Raw genomic sequence first — 21,500 nt, forward strand, 5'->3', positions numbered from 1 at the left:
CTCTTAAGTTCAATTCTGTTAACTCTCTCGCTTGACGTTTTGATAATTGATATAATGTAAAATTTATCATTACCTTTATTTCTTGCGAATACTATTTTATTTTGAGGTTTTATCCTCTTTACTTTATTAAGTATCCACACCTATCGATTGTATTTTTTTAAAGAGCGTTGCCACTTATTAATACTTGCTAAGCAGCAGAGAAGCGGAATTATACAGACTCTATAGCACTGGTCAAGATATTTTTAACCTTATTTTTGAAATGAGAATCCAGATAAACCAATCATCTTAAAATTCCCACAGAATACAATCACTCAGTTACTAATACTGATTCAAATTATTTGACACCTTGTTTGAGACTCGCCTCAATGAAATTGCTCAAATCACCATCTAATACATTTTGTGTGTTTCCAACTTCAACATTTGTACGCAAATCCTTTATCCGAGACTGATCCAATACATACGATCGAATCTGATGTCCCCAGCCAATATCCGTTTTATTCTCTTCTATAGCTTGCTTCTCTTCATTGCGCTTACGTAACTCTGTTTCAAATAACCTCGACTTCAACATTGCGAGCGCATCCGCTTTGTTTCGGTGTTGTGACCGACCACTTTGGCATTGCACAACTATCCCAGTAGGATTATGTGTAATACGAATAGCAGAATCTGTTTTATTAATGTGCTGCCCTCCAGCTCCAGATGCTCGAAACGTATCGATTCTTAAATCAGCCGGATTGATTTCAATATCTATACTATCATCGACTTCTGGATAAACGAAAATACTGGCAAATGAAGTATGGCGTCGGTTACCAGAATCAAATGGCGACTTTCTAACCAATCGATGCACACCGGTTTCTGTTCGTAAAGAACCATATGCATATTCACCAGAAACTTTTAAAGTAGCACTTTTAATACCTGCAATATCACCCGGTGACTCTTCCAATATTTCCACATTAAGACCTTGCCTTTCACAATAACGCAGATACATACGCTCGAGCATAGCGGCCCAATCCTGTGCTTCTGTTCCTCCAGAGCCTGACTGTATATCCACAAAACAATTGTTCGGATCCATTTGGCCAGAAAACATGCGACGAAATTCTAAATTTGCTATAACTTTTTCAATATCTTCAGCATCACCTGCAATACTCACAATTGCTGCCTCATCCATCTCATCTTTAGCTATCTGAAACAAATCTTTAGCATCAGAAAGTTGTTTCTCCATAGACACCAACGTAATAATAGTACCTTCCAGCAATTTCTTTTCACGGCCTATTTCTTGAGTACGTTTGCTGTCTTCCCACACAGTTGAATCCTCAAGCAAGCGTGTTAATTCATTCAATCGGACTTGTTTGGAATCAAAGTCAAAGAAACCTCCGCAATTCACTGGCTCGAATATCAAGATCCTGAAGGTGATTTAAAATTGCATTAATTTGTTCTGCTTCCATAAAATTCCACCTCAAAATTTAGTTATTATAACCACTACTGAACTAAAAACTCACTTGTCTTTTCCGAACTCAATCACGTCATAATAAGAAACTTATACTGAATAAATAATATAAGTATCAACAATCTCAGACAAAAGACACGTAAAAAATTATAATTGCTCATAATCACTGCAATAATTCTATCAAGCTTAACGCACTAATCGACCTTCTAACAAGAATCATAATGGCAAAGTTTTTTACTTTAATTCCAGCTGCAGGCTCAGGATCTCGCATGAGCAGAGAACTTCCCAAGCAATATTTATCCTTAAACAATAAGCCCATGATTTATCATTCAATCAATACGCTATATCATAACCAGCTTATTACAAGTATATTCGTCGTTCTTGCTCCCAACGATTGCGACTGGATCAGACATGATTGGTCTGAGTTTTCCAGCAAATTAATCGTACTTAACTGTGGTGGCGCAACACGAGCTGAAAGTGTACTGAATGGCCTCACTACTGCAAAGCAAAAAGGCTTGATTGATACAAATGACTGGATCTTGGTACATGACGCCGCCAGACCTTGCTTAACCGCAGCTCAACTAGAGAAATTAATTAATGAATTAACTCTTGATGAAGTTGGCGGACTATTAGCGGTACCCGTCTCTGATACCTTGAAGCACAGTAATATCGAGAGTCGCGTGACACATACTGAACCCAGAGAAAACTTATGGCAAGCACAAACACCGCAGATGTTTCGCTGTGAATTGCTTATTAAAGCACTACAGAATGCTGAGAAGCTTCACATTACCGATGATGCAAGCGCAATTGAAGCGCTAGGATTCCATCCTAAACTTATACAAAGTGACGCTTACAACTTTAAGGTTACCTATCCTAAAGACTTGGCATTAGCAGAATTAATTATTCAACAAAGGAACAATCCATGAGTACGATGAGAATAGGTCAGGGTTTTGATATACACCAACTGGTTGAAGGACGTCGTTTGATTATTGGTGGAGTAGCAATCCCTCACGAAAAGGGATTGCTGGGTCATTCTGATGCAGATGTATTACTCCATGCTATTTGCGATGCTCTTCTTGGTGCAGCAGCACTGGGAGATATTGGAAAGCATTTTTCTGATTCTGACCCTCAGTACAAGCATATCGATAGCCGAGTGCTATTACGCAATGTACATCGCTTATTGGAAAATTCTCAGTATAAAATTATTAATATTGACGCAACCATTATTGCTCAAACGCCTAAAATGGCACCACATATCTCTGCCATGATTAGCAACATTGCACAGGATCTACAAACTCAAACCAGCAATATTAATATTAAAGCTAAAACTGCCGAACATTTGGGTGCAATTGGCCGAGGGGAAGGCATTGCTGCTGAAGTCATATGCTTAATTGATCTTATGGAAAGAAATCTTGACCAAGAATAACGAAATAGAAAGAAAATCAATTCGGGTATTTTTTGCGATCTTGCCTAACAAACAGATACAGAAGCAATTGATGTACCATAGTGAAACGCTTGAGCCTATTTGCGGTGGCCGTAAAGTTAAAATGCAACATATTCATTTGACATTGCTATTTTTAGGAAACGTCGAGACTCATCGGATCCAGACACTACAGCAAATCGCAGAAAATATACCCGCAAAGAAATTTGAGTTTAAATTGGATACAATCGGCTATTGGCGACACAATCATATTGTTTACATCCAAGCAAAAAAATTTCCTGTAGAGCTCTTTTCACTTGCTGATTCATTAAAGATTGCACTATCAAAAGGCGGCTTCGCATTTGACAATCGCACCTACAAACCACACATCACTATATTCCGTAAAGCCATTCATCATGTTAGCACTGACCTGATTAACCCGATTCGATGGTGTGTTAATCAATGGTTACTCGTACAATCGAAACCGACACACAGCGGGGTCGAATATATCCCACTCAGCTATTGGCGCTTAAAATAAGCAGATTTCTTAAATAACTAAATATTCCACGACACTTTATAACAATATCTCCCGATATCTCAGCTCTGCAACCACCATGAAAATTCTCGCTTTTGAAACCTCTACCGAATTTTGTTCCGTTGCGCTTCAGCTAGAGGAGACAGTAATCGAAAAAGAAGTTCACGCAGGACAACGCCACTCAGAAATGCTTTTATTTATGATTCAAGAAATACTGAAAGAAGCAAAATTGACATTACAGCAAATTGATGGCATTGCTTTTGGCGCGGGCCCAGGCTCTTTTACTGGTTTACGCATCGCATGCGGAGTTGCACAAGGCCTAGCCTATACCACCGGAATCTCGGTTATAAAAATCAGCACCTTAGAAGCTGTAGCGCAGAAAATAGCCAAACAGAAAGTTATTGTGGCACTTGATGCTCGCATGGGCGAGATTTATCATGCCGCCTATCAGAAAGTAGCAAACCATGGCTGGGAAATTGTTAGCTCACCCATTCTTTGCCTACCACAGCAAGCGCCGACTCTATCTGACACTAATACTAATTGGCATGGCTGCGGTAGTGGATTTGATGTTTATCACGAAGAATTATCGTCACGTTATCGTAAGAATCTTCAACAAATTCACTGTGATCTTCATCCGCACGCTAAAGAAATCGCCCAGCTCGCACTACTCCACCCTGGCACCGATCCAGCTAATGCAACACCAATATACTTACGAAACAAGGTAGCACTGAAAGAAAATGAACGACAATTATGACACTACTGCGAGCTGCTAACATCAGAACAATGGATCTTTCGGACATAGATCGCATTATTCTTATTGAGCGAGAAATTTTTCTTTTTCCATGGTCACCAGGTAATTTTTCCGATTCCATTAAAGCAGGCTATCTATGCCAGGTGCTGGAGCAAGATGACACGCTTATGGGATATGGAATCATGATGAGGAGCCCCGAAGAAGCCCATGTACTTACACTGGGTATTGCTGCAGATTGGCAAAAGAAAGGCTTAGGTAAAACATTACTTCAACATTTTATTGAGTACGCCAAAGAGCAAGCAGTAAAATCTATATTTCTCGATGTGCGCGAATCCAATCATGGCGCAGCACAACTCTACAAACGAATGGGTTTTCATCAAATTGCCACACGAAAAGGTTACTACCCTGCCATGTGTGGCCGCGAAGATGCACTGGTTATGAAACTGGAATTATGAATAGCCGACGCAGACAAATACTTAAAGAATTAAATCTATTACCAGCATGGTACTTTAGATCAGACACTTCACATCTTAACCAGTCATTTCATCCGGAACCTACTAAAAATGAAGATATTACATCTTCGTTCACGCTCAAAAAAGAGCCAGAGCAATCCAACAAAATTAATCAAATGAATTTGGATCAATTGCAACTGGCAGTGTCACATTGCACTGCCTGCCCTTTGAGTAAGACTCGCACGTATACTGTATTTGGTACCGGTGATAAGAATGCAAGCTGGTTATTTGTTGGCGAAGGGCCTGGCGCAAGAGAAGATGAAACAGGTGAACCTTTTGTAGGGCAAGCTGGAAAATTGCTTGACCAAATGTTATCAGCAATTCAGTTAAACCGAGGGCATCTGGTTTATATTACTAATATCGTCAAATGCCGTCCCCCAAATAATAGAAACCCTAGTACACATGAAGCTAAGCAGTGCGAACCTTTCCTGACTAGGCAAATCGCATTGATCAAGCCAAAAATTATTATTGCATTAGGTAAAGTTGCCGCACAAAATCTTCTTAAGTGTGACAACAGCATTTCCGGTTTACGTGGGAAACTACACGATTATTCAGGTATACCATTGATTGTTACCTATCATCCTGCCTATTTATTGCGCGCTCTTCCGGAAAAGGCTAAAGCCTGGAAAGATTTATGCTTCGCTCAATCAGTCATGAAATCATTGATTCAAAATCCCCCCTCACTTGATGACACTTCCCAACCAACCGACTAATTGATGCAATAAACTAGCGTACTTTTCTTGTACCAATCAGATGCAGTGAATCTTCCTTACTTTGATTTAGCAGGTGCCATTTTCTAACCAACGTCATCATGACAGAAACAAATAATCCAAAAACAGCAATAACGATATAAATATGCACTTCAAATAAAATTAATAAAGCATAAAATGATAACATTACTAAAATACTCAAGTTCTCATTAAAATTCTGCACTGCAATGGAGTGTCCGGCACCCATCAAAATATGCCCACGATGCTGTAATAAAGCATTCATCGGCACCACAAAAAACCCCGCTAGTCCGCCAATTAGTATCAACAAAATAATAGCTATCCACAAATCCTTTACTAAAATCATAGCCATGACAACAATGCCCATTGCAATACCCAATGGAATAACTGTTACCGATTGCCGTAAAGAAATCCAACGGGCTGCCATGATAGCACCTGCAGCGATACCTAAAGCCACTACACCTTGCAGTTGTGCCGCTTGGTTGAGCGGGTAATCCATTGCCACTTCGGCCCATTTCAATACAATAAACTGAAGTGTGGCACCTGCCCCCCAGAACAAAGTGGTCACCGCCAGAGATATTTGCCCGAGTTTATCTGACCACAACAATTTAACGCAGTGACTAAATTCATGAACCAGAAAAAAAATATTTTTCTTAGGAATACGATGATCGACACCTGTATTAGGAATATACAAATTAAATAGTGCCGCGATGGTATAAATGATAGCTATTAGAAAAATCCCACTTTCCAGCGCATTGTCTATTCCCGTCTCTATAAAGGGAAAATTAAATTCCAACAAAGCATTTGCAACCGAAGGAGTGATTAGCACGCCACCTAAAACAGTTCCTAATACAATAGATGCTACCGTTAGCCCTTCAATCCATCCGTTTGCAATTACCAATTTTTCAGGTGGCAATAATTCTGTCAATATGCCATATTTAGCAGGTGAATAAGCGGCGGCACCTAATCCTACAACCGCGTAAGCGGCTAACGCAAAATATTGATGCATAGCAACAAATAACAATCCACAACCGGTAATTTTGATGGTGTTGCTAATAAACATGACCCGCCCTTTTGGCATAGAATCAGCAAATGCACCAACAAATGGAGCAAGAATGACGTAGAACAGCACAAAAACAAACTTCAACATGGGTGTTAAATAGGCGGGGGCATGTAAATCAATTAGCAAAGCAATCGCTACAACGAGCAGCGCATTATCTGCAAGTGAAGAAAAGAATTGCGCTGCCATAATTGTATAAAACCCGCGTTTCAAACTTATTCCCTGTTATCTTGGTTCTTTACCAATAGTGTTATTGGTTAAATAATTTTCTAAGACTACTTAAAAAAACCCTTAACTCGTTCTTTATCGACAATTTCAATTAAGTTCATGAGATTAGCATATTATGCAAATTACCGAAGCATCAACACTTGAAAATATATTTTGCGCACTGAATAAGTATCTCGCCGATACTATTTATTTTTATCATAAAATTTAATGTCACGCCCTATTCAAGCAATCATTGACCATTCTGCATTAGTACATAATCTGAGCATAGTCCGTCAATACGTACCCCATACACGCATTTTTGCAGTTCTCAAAGCGGATGCGTATGGCCATGGATTACTTCATACTGCAAATGCACTTAAAAATGTCGATGGATTTGCACTACTGGAATTAGATGCCGCGATAACTCTACGTACTGCAGGCTATCAACAACCCATTTTACTTTTAGAAGGCTTCTTTTCTACAATGGAAATAGCTTTAATTGAACAATACCAATTGAGCACCGTCATTCATCATCCTGAGCAAGTATCCATGCTTACTGATTCCCAAAGTCGTAAAATAGACATATTCATAAAAGTTAATACTGGCATGAATCGCTTGGGATTATCCCCAAAACAATTGCCACAAGTTATTCAAAAATTAACAAATAATCAACAGGTAAAAAATATTACACTCATGACGCACTTTGCCAGTGCTGATGATCCCCATGAAAAAGCAAGTGTTTTTCGTCAGCTTCAATGTTTTGAAGTTATCACCGAGAAATATAATTATCCATGCTCCCTTGCAAACTCAGCAGCTATCGTCAATTATCCTGAAACCCATAGTGATTGGGTGCGCCCTGGAATCATGTTATATGGCGCTTCACCTTTATCAGATAAAACTGCAACAGATCTTAATCTTCTGCCAGTCATGACACTATCAAGCAAAATTATTGCAATACATGATTTGGAAGCTGGTGATAAAGTCGGATATCATGGGCTTTTCAAAGCTGATTATCGAATGCGTATTGGCATTGTTGCGTGTGGTTATGCCGATGGCTACCCACGTCACGTCCCCACTGGCACACCCGTATTGATTAATAATCAACGTGGTCGATTACTAGGTCGAGTATCCATGGATATGCTGGCTATAGATCTTACTGGAATTGAAAACGCTAAACTAGGAGACCCAGTTGTTCTTTGGGGTAAGGGTATGCCTGTCGAAGAAATAGCTACCTACGCTGAGACTTCCAGTTATGAGCTACTTTGCGGACTCGCTGCGCGGGTAGATAGGAAATTTCTTAAGTCATTTTAATTCCCAACCCACCCGACATCGGAAAGAAATTATTCTACTTTTGCTTTACCGCGTAAATCTTGCACTACTGTAGCAAATTCACGTTGCAATACGCGCTGCTGTATATTTTGTTTTACTTCTTCAAATGGAGGAACTTCCATCGGCCGTATATCCATCAACTGAATTACATGCCAACCGAATGAAGTCTGTACCGGCTGCTCCGTCAAACCACCTTTAGATAGTTTCACGAGCGCCTCAGAAAATGGCCGAACATAAGCAGCAGGCGGACTCCAATTTAATTCTCCGCCATTTTCCTTACTCCCATCATCGATAGATTTTTCTTCAGCAATTTTGGCAAAATTACCGCCTTTTTTGAGACTAGCAACAATATCCCGTGCTTCATTTTCGTTTTCCACAAGAATATGGCGAGCTTTGTACTCTTTATCACCCATCTGCACTTTTAGAACATCGTATTCCTTACGTAAAGTATCATCACTAACCTGATTATTTTTTATATAATCGGCCTGAAATGCTCTAACCAGAACTGCTTGGCGTGCTATTTCAAGTTGCGCGATAACTTCTGAGTCCTGATCAAGACGCTTTTTAACTGCCTCTTGGGCAAGAATCTCTTCTGCAATCAGATTCTCACGTAAAGCTTTTCTCATCTCTGGTCCATCTGGCTGTCCCTGTGCCACATTGGCTTTCACCATCAATTCCAAGCGAGACTGTGGAATTGCAACACCATTTACTTTAGCCACAACTCCTGATGACTGAGCCTGCACAGATAATGCAATCAAGCTCCAAATACTAACTATCATTACTTGTGAAAATTTCTTCAAACGCATGGAATTTCCTTTTTTGATTGGGATAAAATTTATATTCACCAGAATATAGCATCAGCTTAAAGTATACGCCTTTACTTGTAAGACGTGAACTCTATATGCCACTATTTCTAGTGAAGTCACTTGATATTATAGAGAAAAATACACCCTAAGTTCTTACTCAGGCAAAACCTTTTTAAAAGGTTTAACTGTTACTCTTTGGTAAACACCCGCACTAACATAGGGATCTTCGTTAGCCCAATCCTGAGCTGTCTCCAGAGATTCAAATTCTGCCACTATCAAACTGCCCGAAAAACCAAGCGGACCTGGATCTTGATTATCAATTGCAGGATAGGGTCCCGCTAAAATTAGTCGACCGGCTTCTTGCAATGCTCTAATTCTTCTCAAATGTTCTGATCGAGCTGATATCCTTTTTTCTAAGCTATTTGGTACATCTTCTGCATTTATCGCGTATAGCATCATTGTTTCTTTCCAGTCTTATTGTCTATTTTTTCAATCAAATTATTTTGTTCATTTGTAGTCAAGATTCTCTCAGATACTTGCTTCAAGTATGTTCCTAATATTAAGACTTGCAAAAATATAAATACAAGCATTATTCCCGTAGCACCAAATAATTTAAATGTAACCCACGTATCTGCTGAGAAGCTAAAGGCAACATACAGATTAATCCCTCCCATGAATAGAAAAAAAACTATCCAACTCAGATTAAGCATATTCCATACGGCTACAGGTAAGATCATTTGCTTCTCAAGCATTAATTCGATCAAATTCTTTCTAAGAAGCAAACTCGATACTAGCAAAACAGATGCAATCAGCCAATACATAACTGTCGGCTTCCATTTAATAAATGTTTCATCCTGGACTAATAATGTAGCTCCACCAAAAATTACGATAATCACCATGTTTACCCACATCAGCTTTTCTATTTGATGCTGTCGGAACCAAAGCCAGCCAATTTGTGCGATAGCAGCTACTATCGCAACAGCTGTTGCAATAAAAATATCGTAAAACTTGAAAGTTATAAAAAATAATATCACTGGAAAAAGATCAAAGAAAAACTTCATAGTGGCAAGTATTCTATATTTATTTTATTATCAATCGTCTAAAGAACATTAAAAACGTTGCTTATTATCACTTCAGCACCGCAGGTAATTGAGTGGTTAGGTTATTTTTTTCCTTGATTGCCGCACCCAATAATGCATACCCCAGTATATTTCCTGCGTCATCTTGATAAAGTGCCTTAACACCTTCTTCCACAGTTTCAACATTCCATTCACCTTTAACACTAAAATCTGGCGGAGACACTACTGTTGGACATGATGGAGTTTTTACAATTACTGGCATTGCCGGATAATGAACCTGAGTAGGATTACCGGTAAGTGTTGCAGCTAAAGCTCGCGCTGCATGCGTAATCGGCATTACAAATGGCAGTACTTTTCCTTCTACTTCAGCACAATCACCCAATGCATAAATATCGGCACACTGAGTTCGTAGCAGGCGGTTCACAACGATACCATGATTGACTTGAATTCCCGCTGCGGCAACAAGTTGCGTACGCGGTTTTAATCCAACCGCTGACAATACAATATCAGACTCGATTAATTCGCCGTTATCTAACGTCAGACTAAATTTCCCTTGCCGTGTTTGATCTACCGACCGGGTCGTTGTATTTAAGTGAAAAACTACGCCAGCAGCTTCCAATCTCTTCTGCATGAATGCTCCTCCCTCTCGCGGTAAAAGACGGCCAAGAGGTTGCGCGCTCATATCAATCACATCCACTCGATAGCCATTCGTTACCAAATCATCCGCAAATTCACAACCAATTAAACCAGCTCCTATAATACAAACTCTCCTTCGCCCAGTTAGCACATCCCTAAATTTTTTATAATCATCAAGATCATTAACAGTTAATATCTCCGCTATTCCATCCCCTGACAACGGCAAGCGCACTTGATCAGCGCCCAGCGCTAGAACCAACTGTCCGTACACCAACCGTTCGCCATCAGTCAAAGTTAATTCGTGTCTTTCTTGATCTATCAAAGTTATCCGGCAAAAAGGGCGAATAGACATCTTCAATTGCGATGCCATTTTAACAGCATCTCCATTCAAAATGGACTCAGGATCCTTACCTGATGATAGTGCATTCGATAGCATAGGTTTGGAATAAAAACCGCCATGATCAGCTGATAACATCACTATGGGTAGCTCTGTATTCAGCTTGCGTATTTCACGTGCCACGGCATAACCCGCCAAACCACTCCCCACAATTACCACTGAATTTTCCATCAATTCATTTCTCCATCATTTCAAAGCACACTTGAAACACTCCACACTTTGGGCAAATCAACTATTTGAAACAGCTTCACATCAAGTATCTATTCCTATTCCGTGTGTTATTTAAGTGAGTCCGTCATAACAAGACAAGATCGCGATCGCATTGTTGCGTTTCCTTCCCATATTTTATTTTGGAATTAAAAAAAGCACATTGGATCTGGAAATATTTCCTTCTCAATGCGCTTTTTTGGTATGTCAACTAACGATCAATAAACTAATTTATTATTCAAACTCGTATCAAGTTAAAGTGTTGATGCTACTTTTTCAATCCCGAAATTTAGAAAATACATCTGCTTAACGTTTATTACTATTTTTCTTCACTACTATTATTTACTAAGCTAGTACGTCTTTGTAAATATGCATCACGCATGAATTCATATTTATCCAACGCAGCTTCTTCCAGTGTTTTCTCAACATCCAGCAGCTGTGCACGTGTATCTACAGCCCTCGCTGCTGCTATTGGAATACGTACAGCAGTTGAATTAATATAGTCCACATTATGTAGAAAAACACCTGTCACTCCCTGTGTAACAGGATCCATAAAAAAACTATCAACGGCAATGCCAAAAGTATCACGCACGGAGCTCGGCCCCAACAATGGTAGAACCACATAAGGCCCACTGCCGATTCCATAATGCCCCAAAGTTTGACCAAAATCTTCATTTCGCTTGCTGAGATTAACGTCACTAGCTGCACTTATATCGCTTGCAATATCGATCAAGCCAAAAATACCAAAAGTGGTGTTGATAAGGAGTCGAGCACCAGTGGCAAGTGCACTCTCATAATTTAACTGAAGAATAGAGTTTGTTATCACTACTACATCGTTAAGGTTTGAAAAAAAGTTCCCTACCACCAGCTCGAGAGGATCAGGCATAACCTTCTTGTAACCTCTAGCAACAGGTTCGAAAACATTGTCATCGACCATCTCATTAAAACTAAAAACAGCACGATTCATTGGTTCTAGAGGATCGTAAGGACCGTTCTCATTATTGAATTTCGTAGACGCACAGCCAGTTAAAAATACACCGGCCAACAAAATAGCGACAATTTTGGAATGGATCATATTAATCATGCTCTTATTTTAGTAAAAAATTTTATGGATGTTGCCACATTTATAGAATCGGTTCAATACGAACTGATCCAAAGTGATACGTTTGTACAAACCAGCTATGAACAAATGCTACTTCGCTACTTCTCTAAGCATTAAAAAAAACCTTATTAAATTAGATATCAAGCCTCTGGTATACGACAGATTAATCAGGGTATTTAACAAAAATTAATTGCTAAGCACTATACATTAATTTTATATTTAAACTACCCTCATTCCATTGTGGCGCAACAACGCATCCAATTCTGGTTCTCGCCCCCGGAAAGCTACAAATGACTCCAATGCCGAGCGACTGCCCCCCACTGCAAGAATCTCTTCAAGAAAGTGCGATCCCGTCACTGCATTAACTACCCCAGTCGATGCAACCTCTTCAAAAACACTATAAGCATCCGCCGAAAGAACTTCTGCCCATTTATAACTGTAATAACCAGCAGCATACCCTCCCGCAAAAATATGCGCAAAGCTATTTGGGAAACGGTTAAAATCAGGCGGAATGATCACTGCCACCTCACTTCGAATCTCATCGATTAATTGTAGTACCGTCTTGTCACCATCCGGTTTATAATCAAAATGCACATGCATATCAAATAAAGCAAACTCAATCTGCCGCAACATTTGCAACCCACTTTGGAAATTTTTTGCTTTCAACATTTTATCAAACAAAACTCTAGGTATGGATTCTCCAGTATCAATGTGGTGCGTCATTCCGCTCACCACATCCCACTCCCAACAAAAATTCTCCATAAACTGGCTCGGCAATTCTACCGCATCCCATTCGACACCATGAATGCCAGACACGCCTAAATCCTCAACCTTTGTCAACAAATGATGTAACCCATGGCCAAATTCATGGAATAAGACAATTACTTCATTGTGTGTAAATAATGCAGGACGTAACTGTTCGTTAATTGTTACAGGCGCAGAGAAATTGCATGAAAGGTACGCAACTGGTATTTGTATCTTGTATTTTCCGGTTTGCTGATCATCGATTCGCCGCCGCGTAACAGCTTCGTCCATCCAAGCGCCGCCTTGCTTGGTAGTTCGTGCATACAGATCCAAATAGAATCGACCGATCAGTTGCCCAGAAACATCCAGGATATCAAAAAACTTAACATCGGGATGCCAGCATTGAACTTCGCGCGAAGCCAATACAGGAAAAATCTGAATGCCATACAACTTTTCCACCAGCATAAACATACCAGCAAGTACTTTATCCTCCGGAAAATACTGTTTAACTTCCTGATCCGAAAAATCATAACGTTCCTCGCGCAATTTTTCACTGACATAAGCCACATCCCAAGCCTCAAGTTTTGGCAGATTTAATTTCTCGGCTGCAAATTGCTTAAGCGCTTGCAAATCTCTCTCGGCATACAACCTTGCATTAGTCGCCAGCTCCCTAAGAAAATCGAGAACCTGCTGTGGAGAGGTTGCCATTTTTGTCGCCAAAGAAACTTCAGCATAATTTTCATAGCCCAGCATTTGTGCTTCTTCTCGGCGGAGCCTCAATATCTTGTTAATAAGGAGCATATTATCTTTATCCGATCCAGCTTCGCTATCAAACTCACTGGCTCGCGTGGCATGACCACGATACATCTTCTCACGCAAATTGCGATCGTCTGCATATTGCAACACAGGAAGGTACGAAGGCATATGTAAGGTAAACTTCCAACCTGCTTTTGAGTCTGCCGCGGCCAATTCCTTAGCCGCTTGAAGTACATCAGCTGGAATACCCGTCACGGTTTTAACATCCTCAATCAATAATTCAAATGCATTCGTTGCATCCAGCAAATTGTCATTGAATGCTGATGATAGCTTTGATAATTCTTTCTGAATCTGCAAGAATCGCTGTTTCTTCTCAGACGGCAATTCCGCGCCACCTAAACGAAAATCTCTCAATTCATTCTCAATGATCTTCTTCCGTGCCAGAGTCAAATCGCTGAACTCTGAACTTGCGCGCAATTGTTTAAATTTTTCAAACAGCGATACGTCCTGAGATAACTCAGCATAAAACTGAGTGATCAGAGGCAAATTGGCATTGTAGATTTCCCGTAACTGTGCAGTATTCATCACCGCATTTAAATGCGACACTTGACCCCAGGCGCGTGACAAGCGCTCATTTGCATCCACCATTGGTTGCACAAAATTCTGCCAAGTAGGCGCTAGAACATCCGCCCGCACTTTTTCAATTACTGCACGATTCTCTTGCAATAGTGTTTCAATGGCTGGAGCAATATGTTCATTCTTTATTTCTGCAAAACGAGGAAGCCTAGAAAAATCTAGCAATGGGTTCGACATGTCTCTCCAAATAATTGAAAAATATTTCTTCGTATTATCGTTAATAAATCAGATAAGGTGGTCGTATTCAATGTTCATAAACAATGTGACCATTCACCAGGGTATATTTAATTCCACCCGGTAATTCCATACCCATAAAAGGCGTATTTTTGCCTTGACTCAAAATGGCCGAGGAAGTCACTTTCCAATAGTGATCTGGGTCAAAAATACAAATATCCGCCGCACTTCCGACGGACAAATGCCCTGCATCAATGCCTAGAATTCTCGCTGGCTCCGAAGTAATCTTTGCTAACATTTTTGGCAAAGATAGGTGCATTTCTGTTCCCCATTTTAATGTTAAGGGCAGCAATAGTTCTACGCCTGTTGCCCCGATATCAGATTGACCGAATGGCAACAGTTTGGCATCTTCATCTACTGGTGCGTGATCGGAACAAATGGCGTCAATCGTACCATTCAACAGGCCCTGTCGCAACGCATCCCGATCCTCAAAACCACGCAATGGTGGCATTAAATGGCAGTTGGAATCAAAGAAACCAATATCCATATCTGACAGATGCAAGTGATTAATTGTCACATCACATGTTATCGGCAAACCCTGCTGCTTGGCAGCACGAATCATCGTCAGCCCTTCAGCACTGGAAATTCGGCACAGATGCACCTTAACTCCTGTTTCCTTGGTCAATAATATAATGTTGGAAATAGCAATTGTTTCTGCACAAACAGGGATTGTAAGTAACCCCAATCGGGTTGCAACTTCACCATCATGCGCCACGCCATCACCAGTCAAACTGATTTCTTGAGGGCGTAACCACACGCTAAAATTAAATGTAGATGCATACCGCATAGCCTGCATTAACACCCGAAGGTTTGGCAACAAGCCATCCGGCTGACCAAAAACCACACACCCAGCGTCATTTAGTTCCGCCATTTCGGTCAATCGCTCACCTTTCAATCCTTGAGTAAGCGCACCAATGGGGTATACATGGGCTTGATTCAGATTCTTGGCGCGATGCTTCAACATTTCTACCAAGCCTGGCTCATCCAGCGGCGGATCTGTATCCGGCGGACAAGCTATGCTCGTTACACCACCTGCAACAGCCGCATTCATTTCGGACTCAAGGGTTGCCTTATATTCCAACCCTGGCTCACGCAAGCGCACGGATAAATCGACCAGACCCGGGCATACAATTAACGATTGAGCATCAATTATACGGCTAGCTTGGAATTCAACAGGAACCTCACCTATCCCGACAACTTTGCCTTTAGCAATAAAAATATCTTGAATAGAATCAATATCGTTTCGTGGATCAATAAAACGTCCATTCTTTATATGAATTCTCATACCAACAATCCTTAAACCTGATTACCTGTCAAAATTGACATCACAGCCATGCGCACTGCGATACCAAATGTCACTTGAGGCAAAATCACCGATTGTTTACCATCTGCAACTGCTGAGTCAATCTCTACACCACGATTCATCGGACCAGGATGCATCACTATCGCATCGCGCCGGGCAAGTGACAGCTTCTCCGCAGTCAGCCCATAATATTTAAAGTATTCCTCAGCGCTAGGCAAATTTGCACCTTTCATCCGCTCATTCTGCAAACGCAGCATCATCAATACATCAACATCTTTCAATCCTTTTGCCATATCGTGATAAACATGCACGCCAAGGCGCTCCACCATCTTGGGTAGCAAAGTTTTCGGCGCAATGACACGCACTTCTGGAACACCCAATGTCGTTAATGCATGAATCTGGGAACGCGCTACTCGGGAATGCAAAATGTCACCGATAATGGCAACACGTAAGTTACGAAAATCATGCTTGTATCGCCGAATCGTGAACATATCTAGCAAAGCTTGCGTCGGATGCGCATGGCTCCCGTCCCCAGCATTGATCACATGAATGTCGGAGCGAACATGTTTTGCAATCAGGTGAGCAGCGCCACTTTGCGCATGTCGCACAACAAACATATCTGCATTCATAGCAGAAAGATTGTCTACGGTATCCAACAATGTTTCACCTTTAGATTGTGCAGAAACCGCAATATTTAAATTGATGACATCAGCTGACAAACGTTTGGCAGCAATTTCAAATGTTGTTCGAGTGCGCGTACTTGACTCAAAGAAGAGATTGAATATCGACTTACCACGTAGCAATGGTATTTTCTTGACATCACGTTCAGTAACTCCCACAAAAGACTCGGCTGTATCCAGAATATGCAGCAGTATAGACACTGGCAAACCTTCCGTCGTCAATAAATGCTGCAGCGCACCATTTTCATCCAATTGCGGATTTCTATTGATCATTCCGGAGAATTCTTATCATATAAATTCAGGCTTAACTTGCCATTTTCTTCCTGCTTCAATTCCAACATTTTTTCTGCGGGCAAATCAAGTTCCACACCAATATACTGGGCCGCGACCGGCAATTCCCGGCCACCACGATCGACCAAAGTTGCCAGGATAATCGATGCTGGCCGACCATAATCAAACAACTCGTTGATCGCTGCACGAACGGTACGCCCAGTGTTCAGCACATCATCGACCAGCAGAATATGCGCCCCCTCCACTTCAAAAGGAATTTCTGACGGCTTAATTTGTGCATGCAAGCCAATCTTATCGAAATCATCTCGATAGAAAGATACATTCAATATACCGAGCGGCTTTGTGATTGCCAAATCTTGGTGCAGACGTTCTGCCAACCACACTCCGCCTGTGCGAATACCAACCAGCGCATAATCCCTATTGCCATCGGTTTGTATTTTTCTTGCAAGGTTATTAAAGACTTTCTCTGCGTCCGGTAATTGCATGCTGTTCGTCAAAAAATGATTGAAGTATTTGTTGTGCGGCTATTTGATCTAATACTAATTTTAGCTCCCATCCAGCAACACCATCTTCACGTAAAGCAGCGCTGGCTGTTTGACTCGTATAGCGCTCATCTTGCATGACTACTTGGATATTAAAACGTCCTGCCAGACGCCGTGCAAAACGTTGACTTAATTGAGTCAATTCATGCGCGGTTCCATCACTATGTAATGGCAAACCCACCACAAACAATATTGGCTGCCAAGTTTCGATTAATTGAGCGATCATTACAAAACGCTTATCTGTCACTTCGCTATCAATTGTAATAAGGGGATGCGCTATACCTAGCGCCGTATTGCCAATGGCCACTCCTATGCGCTTTTTTCCAAAATCAAAAGCCAAAACAGATCCATCAGAAAATTGCCCTATTGGCTGACTTATCTGTTGGTTTTTCGATAAATGCCCTATCATTGACTGTAATGCCTAAGCATGCCCGACCTCATTGGACAGATTTGCATAATTGTTAATTCCCAATAACTGCATTGCAGCAGGCAGTCTTTCTTCAGAAGGGAGCTCAAATATTACGTCTGTTGAAGCCGGCACAGTCAACCACGCATTCTGAGCCAACTCATGTTCAATCTGACCCGCCGCCCAGCCAGCATACCCCATCGCAACTAGAGCTTGATCAGGCCCTTCAGCATTGGCGATGGCTTTTAAGATATCCATCGATGTGGTTAAACCAATCTCTTGATTCACGCTCAATGTTGATTGCCAGCGCCCTGCTGGACGGTGCAAAACAAATCCACAATCCAATTGTACAGGCCCACCAAATAACACCGAGGTCGACTCAGCAAGAGGATCCGCTGATGAAATGCTCAACTGCTTAAAAAGATTGATCAATGTCATATCTGTAGGGCGATTAATGACAATCCCCAACGCCCCTTGCTCGTTATGCTCACAAACATATGTCAGTGTTTTAGAAAATATTGAATCCGCCATTGCAGGCATCGCAATTAAGAAATGATGTGTTAAATTAACATTTTTCATAGCGAAAACTCTATCTGCTCAACATGTTATGATTCTGATCTTCTACTTATCATATAAAATAATTGAAAAATCTTACTGCTTAAATCCAATATGCGGTTTGAGTCATTACTTTTGATCCTAGTTTCATAGTGATCTTCACCGGCAGAGGCAACTCTACACCGCCATGCGACAACGCCATCGTTGCATGACTGGCTTCATCAATCTCCATTTGCTTCACTATAGCGCGACTTCTTGCATCATTATCAGGTAATCGCTGCAAATGGCTAGACAAATGCTCCCCCACCTGTTGCTCTGTCTCAGCAAGGAAACCAAGATTCCATTTATCCCCCAGCATTCCCGCGAACATCCCTATCGCGAAAGATCCGCCATACCAAAGTGGATTAAGCACGCTTTTACGGCCGCCCAGTTCAGCAATGCGACGTTCTGTCCATGCCAAATGCTCTGTTTCCTCACGAGCAGCTTGTAATAGTGTTTGTTGCACCGCCTCATTACGCGCTGTTAATCCTTGCCCCTGATAAAGAGCTTGCGCACATACTTCACCTACATGATTCACTCGCATCAACGCACAAGACAATCGCTTCTCTACATCAGTCAGAACTGCTTCTGGCAACTCTCCACCCGGAACAGGGCGCACAGTCTGCGCCGAAGTTAGCAAAGTGCGTAAAGCACTATCAAAACCAATAATAAGCTTATCAATATTCATCATTATTTCACATCTCAAGTAAGTGCGAAAATCATAAAAGTCATACCAAGATTCCCAGATAAATTGTAATTTTAATTAATTTACATATTAGCGATCTGTTTTCATTATAATTCCAACCCCATTTGCCTTGCCAGCAATGCCACCGGATGCAGCACTTCTATCCGCATCCCTTCCTCACACATTCTATTTGAAAAATGCATCGCACAACCAATATTTGAAGTAACTAGAAATCTGGCTCCACTTACTTTAAGCGCCAATATCTTGTCATTCAGCAGCATATTAGCAATATCTGGCTGGTCTAAGAAATAAGTTCCTGCAGCGCCGCAGCATTGGTCATTACCTGGCAATGATACTACTTGCACACCTGGAATAAGCCCGACCAATTGATAAGGATACACTTGTTCCCGCAATACATTACGCTGGCTACAGGGTTCATGCACTAAAATTTTTTCCGGTAGCGCTGCTAGACTCACATCATCCCATCCTCCATTTGCGATCAAAAATTGGCTGATATCCGCAACCCCAGTACGATCATTAGCCACTCTGGATTGAAGTAATTGCGCGCCGCAACCTGTTGCAGTGCTGATAATCGCATCGATATCGTATCTCGCAAAAGCAGATTTATTCTGCCGCGACAACGCAGCAGCATCCTTTATCGCTCCGTCATGTTGGTATATAGCACCACAACACATTTGATCCGATGGAACATGCACCGTATATCCCAAGTGATTTAACACATAAATACATGAATTTAACGTCGCCACATCGGTTAAACGCGCCACACAACCTAAAAACAACCCAACCTCGCCACGCTTTTTGCTTATTGCTGGATAAGTTTCTTTCCAAGAATTATTCTTACCATGTTTTTCGCCAGTCAATCCCGCCTGCGGAAATTTAATCAATGGAAGCTGTGCAACAAACCGCAAAAGTTTATTATTACCCAAATAACTTGATTTCTTTATCCAGCGCAACCAACCTTTCTTTTGTACAAAATGAAACAAGCCACGCAAACGATCCAATCGCACCGGTTGAGTAAGCAATTGTCTTTTTAGCAAAGTTAACACAAAAGGCTTTTGAGGCAATTCAACAGATTTTGGTTGATCAGCAATCAATGCACGCATGCTATCAATCAAATTTCCATAAGCCACATTATTAGGACAAGCAACCTCACAAGCCCGACAAGTCAAGCAACGATCCATATGTTGAATGAGTCGTGCATTCAATGGAATTCGTCCATTAACAAACCCACTCATCAAATTAATACGTCCACGCGGAGAGTCAGCCTCGGATTTCAGCAAGCGATAAGTAGGACAATGCGGCAAACACAAGCCACACGAAACACATTGATTTGATTCATTATTAATCAAATCCTTTGAAGACTCTGAAAGTAAATTCAATTTATCAATCTCACAAGTTTTAGTTCTAACACAACCACCCCCACCCAATTATTATTAATGAACCAACAAGTATGATTATTTAATCACTTGTCACGTTCATTAAATTTAATGTAAAATTGAATGTTATCTAGTTTCTTAAGCAAGCGCGTCGCGATTCAAAGTTAACATTAATAATCCAACCAGTTTAGTTATAGTATAGGCAGACATAAAATTATGGTCATTATAAGATTAGCGCGGGGTGGTGCAAAAAAACGCCCTTTTTTTAACATGGTTGTAGCAAATTCACAATATGCGCGCGATGGCCGTTTCATAGAACGTGTCGGTTTTTACAATCCAAGAGCAACGGGTGGCGAAGAAGCTCTTCGAGTTCAATTGGAACGAGTTGCATACTGGCAATCCCAGGGGGCGCAATTATCATCAACGGTGAATCGGCTAATCAAACAATTTACAACCAAAAAAGAAGCCTCAGCAAACGGCGGCTAAATCAAAATTGCACGAATGATAGTAATGGGTCATATTATCGGTCCATATGGAATTTATGGCTGGATAAAAATCAGTCCCTGTACAGAGTATTTAGATGGATTGATGGAATACTCGCAATGGTGGTTAAGCAACGAAAATACCGAATGGCAAAAAGTGCGCGTGGTTAGTGGTCGTATCCATGGCACCACTTTGCTAGCAAAATTAGAAGAATATACTGACCGCACACAAGCAACCAAACTCAAAGGAACACAAATCGCAATCCCTCGCGATTGGCTACCGGATTTACCTGAGAATGGAACTGACGGTTATTACTGGGCTGATTTAGTTAATACCAAGGTCATTAATTTAAAAGGAGAGGAACTAGGCACAGTTGTCGGTTTATTCGAAACAGGCGCAAACGATGTTTTGCGCATAACAAGAACAGATAACGAAAAAAAAGAAATTCTTATACCTTGTATTTCTCAGTATGTCGTGAAAGTCCACTTGGAAAATGCTCAGATCATAGTTGATTGGAATTGGGATTATTAAGGCAC

At 41.0% G+C, this 21,500-nt stretch carries 24 protein-coding genes; 9 read left to right on the top strand and 15 right to left on the bottom strand.

The window, feature by feature from the left end; all coding sequences use genetic code 11:
- Positions 1 to 334: 334 nt before the first annotated feature.
- A protein-coding gene (prfB, locus tag K2Q13_RS06885; protein ID WP_292920290.1) for a peptide chain release factor 2 occupies positions 335 to 1,442 on the bottom strand; the annotation gives its coding sequence in 2 pieces (ribosomal slippage) (positions 335 to 1,360 and positions 1,362 to 1,442; 1,107 coding nt in all).
- A 223-nt stretch (positions 1,443 to 1,665) separates the two neighbouring features.
- Here prfB and ispD point away from each other — a divergent pair.
- The 6 genes from ispD to K2Q13_RS06915 all read left to right on the top strand — a co-directional run bounded on the left by ispD (position 1,666) and on the right by K2Q13_RS06915 (position 5,375).
- The gene (gene ispD, locus K2Q13_RS06890) at positions 1,666 to 2,370 is read left to right on the top strand and encodes a 2-C-methyl-D-erythritol 4-phosphate cytidylyltransferase (RefSeq protein WP_292920292.1); all 705 of its coding nucleotides are present in this window, start codon (positions 1,666 to 1,668) and stop codon (positions 2,368 to 2,370) included.
- Positions 2,367 to 2,870, top strand: a complete 504-nt coding sequence (gene ispF, locus K2Q13_RS06895; RefSeq protein WP_292920294.1) for a 2-C-methyl-D-erythritol 2,4-cyclodiphosphate synthase — start codon at positions 2,367 to 2,369, stop codon at positions 2,868 to 2,870. The genes ispD and ispF overlap by 4 nt, the downstream gene beginning before the upstream one ends.
- On the top strand, positions 2,857 to 3,402 hold the full coding sequence (gene thpR / locus K2Q13_RS06900) for an RNA 2',3'-cyclic phosphodiesterase (RefSeq protein WP_292920296.1): 546 nt from the start codon (positions 2,857 to 2,859) through the stop codon (positions 3,400 to 3,402). Before ispF ends, thpR begins: the two co-directional genes overlap by 14 nt.
- A gap of 76 nt (positions 3,403 to 3,478) precedes the next feature.
- Positions 3,479 to 4,153 carry a tRNA (adenosine(37)-N6)-threonylcarbamoyltransferase complex dimerization subunit type 1 TsaB gene (tsaB, locus tag K2Q13_RS06905; RefSeq protein ID WP_292920298.1) on the top strand — a complete coding sequence of 225 codons (675 nt, stop codon included), beginning with the start codon at positions 3,479 to 3,481 and terminating at the stop codon, positions 4,151 to 4,153.
- Positions 4,150 to 4,605 (top strand): ribosomal protein S18-alanine N-acetyltransferase, encoded by a 456-nt coding sequence (rimI, locus tag K2Q13_RS06910; protein ID WP_292920300.1) that lies wholly within the window; start codon positions 4,150 to 4,152, stop codon positions 4,603 to 4,605. Before tsaB ends, rimI begins: the two co-directional genes overlap by 4 nt.
- Positions 4,602 to 5,375 carry a uracil-DNA glycosylase gene (locus tag K2Q13_RS06915; protein ID WP_292920302.1) on the top strand — a complete coding sequence of 258 codons (774 nt, stop codon included), beginning with the start codon at positions 4,602 to 4,604 and terminating at the stop codon, positions 5,373 to 5,375. The genes rimI and K2Q13_RS06915 overlap by 4 nt, the downstream gene beginning before the upstream one ends.
- A gap of 13 nt (positions 5,376 to 5,388) precedes the next feature.
- Here the strand turns inward: K2Q13_RS06915 and lplT are convergent, their stop codons facing one another.
- Positions 5,389 to 6,663 (bottom strand): lysophospholipid transporter LplT, encoded by a 1,275-nt coding sequence (gene lplT, locus K2Q13_RS06920; protein ID WP_292920304.1) that lies wholly within the window; start codon positions 6,661 to 6,663, stop codon positions 5,389 to 5,391.
- Between the two features lie 222 nt (positions 6,664 to 6,885).
- On the opposite strand from lplT, the gene alr reads away from it, so the two are divergent.
- A complete protein-coding gene (gene alr / locus K2Q13_RS06925) occupies positions 6,886 to 7,968 on the top strand; it encodes an alanine racemase (RefSeq protein ID WP_292920306.1) in 1,083 nt (360 codons plus the stop codon).
- A 29-nt stretch (positions 7,969 to 7,997) separates the two neighbouring features.
- Here the strand turns inward: alr and K2Q13_RS06930 are convergent, their stop codons facing one another.
- From K2Q13_RS06930 to K2Q13_RS06990, 13 genes are all read right to left on the bottom strand, one after another.
- Positions 7,998 to 8,792, bottom strand: a complete 795-nt coding sequence (locus K2Q13_RS06930) for a peptidylprolyl isomerase (protein ID WP_292920308.1) — start codon at positions 8,790 to 8,792, stop codon at positions 7,998 to 8,000.
- A gap of 153 nt (positions 8,793 to 8,945) precedes the next feature.
- Positions 8,946 to 9,248, bottom strand: a complete 303-nt coding sequence (locus K2Q13_RS06935) for a YciI family protein (RefSeq protein ID WP_292920399.1) — start codon at positions 9,246 to 9,248, stop codon at positions 8,946 to 8,948.
- Positions 9,248 to 9,853, bottom strand: a complete 606-nt coding sequence (locus K2Q13_RS06940) for a septation protein A (protein ID WP_292920310.1) — start codon at positions 9,851 to 9,853, stop codon at positions 9,248 to 9,250. Before K2Q13_RS06940 ends, K2Q13_RS06935 begins: the two co-directional genes overlap by 1 nt.
- 67 nt (positions 9,854 to 9,920) lie before the next feature.
- Positions 9,921 to 11,075 (bottom strand): FAD-dependent oxidoreductase, encoded by a 1,155-nt coding sequence (locus K2Q13_RS06945; RefSeq protein ID WP_292920400.1) that lies wholly within the window; start codon positions 11,073 to 11,075, stop codon positions 9,921 to 9,923.
- A gap of 355 nt (positions 11,076 to 11,430) precedes the next feature.
- The gene (locus K2Q13_RS06950) at positions 11,431 to 12,195 is read right to left on the bottom strand and encodes a VacJ family lipoprotein (RefSeq protein ID WP_292920312.1); all 765 of its coding nucleotides are present in this window, start codon (positions 12,193 to 12,195) and stop codon (positions 11,431 to 11,433) included.
- A gap of 237 nt (positions 12,196 to 12,432) precedes the next feature.
- Positions 12,433 to 14,526 (bottom strand): M3 family metallopeptidase, encoded by a 2,094-nt coding sequence (locus tag K2Q13_RS06955; RefSeq protein ID WP_292920314.1) that lies wholly within the window; start codon positions 14,524 to 14,526, stop codon positions 12,433 to 12,435.
- A gap of 67 nt (positions 14,527 to 14,593) precedes the next feature.
- Positions 14,594 to 15,868, bottom strand: a complete 1,275-nt coding sequence (locus tag K2Q13_RS06960) for a dihydroorotase (RefSeq protein ID WP_292920315.1) — start codon at positions 15,866 to 15,868, stop codon at positions 14,594 to 14,596.
- 11 nt (positions 15,869 to 15,879) lie between these two features.
- On the bottom strand, positions 15,880 to 16,839 hold the full coding sequence (locus K2Q13_RS06965) for an aspartate carbamoyltransferase catalytic subunit (RefSeq protein WP_292920316.1): 960 nt from the start codon (positions 16,837 to 16,839) through the stop codon (positions 15,880 to 15,882).
- Positions 16,836 to 17,342, bottom strand: coding sequence for a bifunctional pyr operon transcriptional regulator/uracil phosphoribosyltransferase PyrR (gene pyrR, locus K2Q13_RS06970; RefSeq protein WP_292920318.1), 507 nt, complete (start codon positions 17,340 to 17,342; stop codon positions 16,836 to 16,838). The genes K2Q13_RS06965 and pyrR overlap by 4 nt, the downstream gene beginning before the upstream one ends.
- Entirely contained in the window at positions 17,311 to 17,808 is a 498-nt protein-coding gene (gene ruvX, locus K2Q13_RS06975; protein WP_292920320.1) for a Holliday junction resolvase RuvX, read from the bottom strand. The genes pyrR and ruvX overlap by 32 nt, the downstream gene beginning before the upstream one ends.
- 12 nt (positions 17,809 to 17,820) lie before the next feature.
- Positions 17,821 to 18,384: a YqgE/AlgH family protein gene (locus K2Q13_RS06980; RefSeq protein WP_292920322.1), complete on the bottom strand. Its 564-nt coding sequence runs from the start codon at positions 18,382 to 18,384 to the stop codon at positions 17,821 to 17,823.
- A 79-nt stretch (positions 18,385 to 18,463) separates the two neighbouring features.
- The gene (gene coq7, locus K2Q13_RS06985) at positions 18,464 to 19,090 is read right to left on the bottom strand and encodes a 2-polyprenyl-3-methyl-6-methoxy-1,4-benzoquinone monooxygenase (protein WP_292920324.1); all 627 of its coding nucleotides are present in this window, start codon (positions 19,088 to 19,090) and stop codon (positions 18,464 to 18,466) included.
- Positions 19,091 to 19,191: 101 nt separating this feature from the next.
- On the bottom strand, positions 19,192 to 20,484 hold the full coding sequence (locus tag K2Q13_RS06990) for a (Fe-S)-binding protein (protein ID WP_292920326.1): 1,293 nt from the start codon (positions 20,482 to 20,484) through the stop codon (positions 19,192 to 19,194).
- A gap of 213 nt (positions 20,485 to 20,697) precedes the next feature.
- On the opposite strand from K2Q13_RS06990, the gene rpsP reads away from it, so the two are divergent.
- On the top strand, positions 20,698 to 20,967 hold the full coding sequence (gene rpsP, locus K2Q13_RS06995) for a 30S ribosomal protein S16 (protein WP_292920328.1): 270 nt from the start codon (positions 20,698 to 20,700) through the stop codon (positions 20,965 to 20,967).
- Positions 20,968 to 20,991: 24 nt separating this feature from the next.
- The gene (rimM, locus tag K2Q13_RS07000; protein ID WP_292920330.1) at positions 20,992 to 21,495 is read left to right on the top strand and encodes a ribosome maturation factor RimM; all 504 of its coding nucleotides are present in this window, start codon (positions 20,992 to 20,994) and stop codon (positions 21,493 to 21,495) included.
- The last annotated feature ends 5 nt before the right edge of the window (positions 21,496 to 21,500 follow it).

Origin of the sequence: Nitrosomonas sp. (assembly GCF_019752095.1) — a bacterium.
Lineage (GTDB): Bacteria > Pseudomonadota > Gammaproteobacteria > Burkholderiales > Nitrosomonadaceae > Nitrosomonas.

Excerpts from the sequence above, each read along its gene's own strand:
- ispD (WP_292920292.1), top strand. The coding sequence starts at position 1,666 with ATGGCAAAGTTTTTTACTTTAATTCCAGCTGCAGGCTCAGGATCTCGC.
- ispF (WP_292920294.1), top strand. The coding sequence starts at position 2,367 with ATGAGTACGATGAGAATAGGTCAGGGTTTTGATATACACCAACTGGTT.
- tsaB (WP_292920298.1), top strand. The coding sequence starts at position 3,479 with ATGAAAATTCTCGCTTTTGAAACCTCTACCGAATTTTGTTCCGTTGCG.
- rimI (WP_292920300.1), top strand. The coding sequence starts at position 4,150 with ATGACACTACTGCGAGCTGCTAACATCAGAACAATGGATCTTTCGGAC.
- K2Q13_RS06915 (WP_292920302.1), top strand. The coding sequence starts at position 4,602 with ATGAATAGCCGACGCAGACAAATACTTAAAGAATTAAATCTATTACCA.
- alr (WP_292920306.1), top strand. The coding sequence starts at position 6,886 with ATGTCACGCCCTATTCAAGCAATCATTGACCATTCTGCATTAGTACAT.
- K2Q13_RS06930 (WP_292920308.1), bottom strand. The coding sequence starts at position 8,792 with ATGCGTTTGAAGAAATTTTCACAAGTAATGATAGTTAGTATTTGGAGC.
- K2Q13_RS06935 (WP_292920399.1), bottom strand. The coding sequence starts at position 9,248 with ATGCTATACGCGATAAATGCAGAAGATGTACCAAATAGCTTAGAAAAA.
- K2Q13_RS06940 (WP_292920310.1), bottom strand. The coding sequence starts at position 9,853 with ATGAAGTTTTTCTTTGATCTTTTTCCAGTGATATTATTTTTTATAACT.
- K2Q13_RS06945 (WP_292920400.1), bottom strand. The coding sequence starts at position 11,075 with ATGGAAAATTCAGTGGTAATTGTGGGGAGTGGTTTGGCGGGTTATGCC.
- K2Q13_RS06950 (WP_292920312.1), bottom strand. The coding sequence starts at position 12,195 with ATGATTAATATGATCCATTCCAAAATTGTCGCTATTTTGTTGGCCGGT.
- K2Q13_RS06955 (WP_292920314.1), bottom strand. The coding sequence starts at position 14,526 with ATGTCGAACCCATTGCTAGATTTTTCTAGGCTTCCTCGTTTTGCAGAA.
- K2Q13_RS06960 (WP_292920315.1), bottom strand. The coding sequence starts at position 15,868 with ATGAGAATTCATATAAAGAATGGACGTTTTATTGATCCACGAAACGAT.
- K2Q13_RS06965 (WP_292920316.1), bottom strand. The coding sequence starts at position 16,839 with ATGATCAATAGAAATCCGCAATTGGATGAAAATGGTGCGCTGCAGCAT.
- pyrR (WP_292920318.1), bottom strand. The coding sequence starts at position 17,342 with ATGCAATTACCGGACGCAGAGAAAGTCTTTAATAACCTTGCAAGAAAA.
- ruvX (WP_292920320.1), bottom strand. The coding sequence starts at position 17,808 with ATGATAGGGCATTTATCGAAAAACCAACAGATAAGTCAGCCAATAGGG.
- K2Q13_RS06980 (WP_292920322.1), bottom strand. The coding sequence starts at position 18,384 with ATGAAAAATGTTAATTTAACACATCATTTCTTAATTGCGATGCCTGCA.
- coq7 (WP_292920324.1), bottom strand. The coding sequence starts at position 19,090 with ATGATGAATATTGATAAGCTTATTATTGGTTTTGATAGTGCTTTACGC.
- rpsP (WP_292920328.1), top strand. The coding sequence starts at position 20,698 with ATGGTCATTATAAGATTAGCGCGGGGTGGTGCAAAAAAACGCCCTTTT.
- rimM (WP_292920330.1), top strand. The coding sequence starts at position 20,992 with ATGGGTCATATTATCGGTCCATATGGAATTTATGGCTGGATAAAAATC.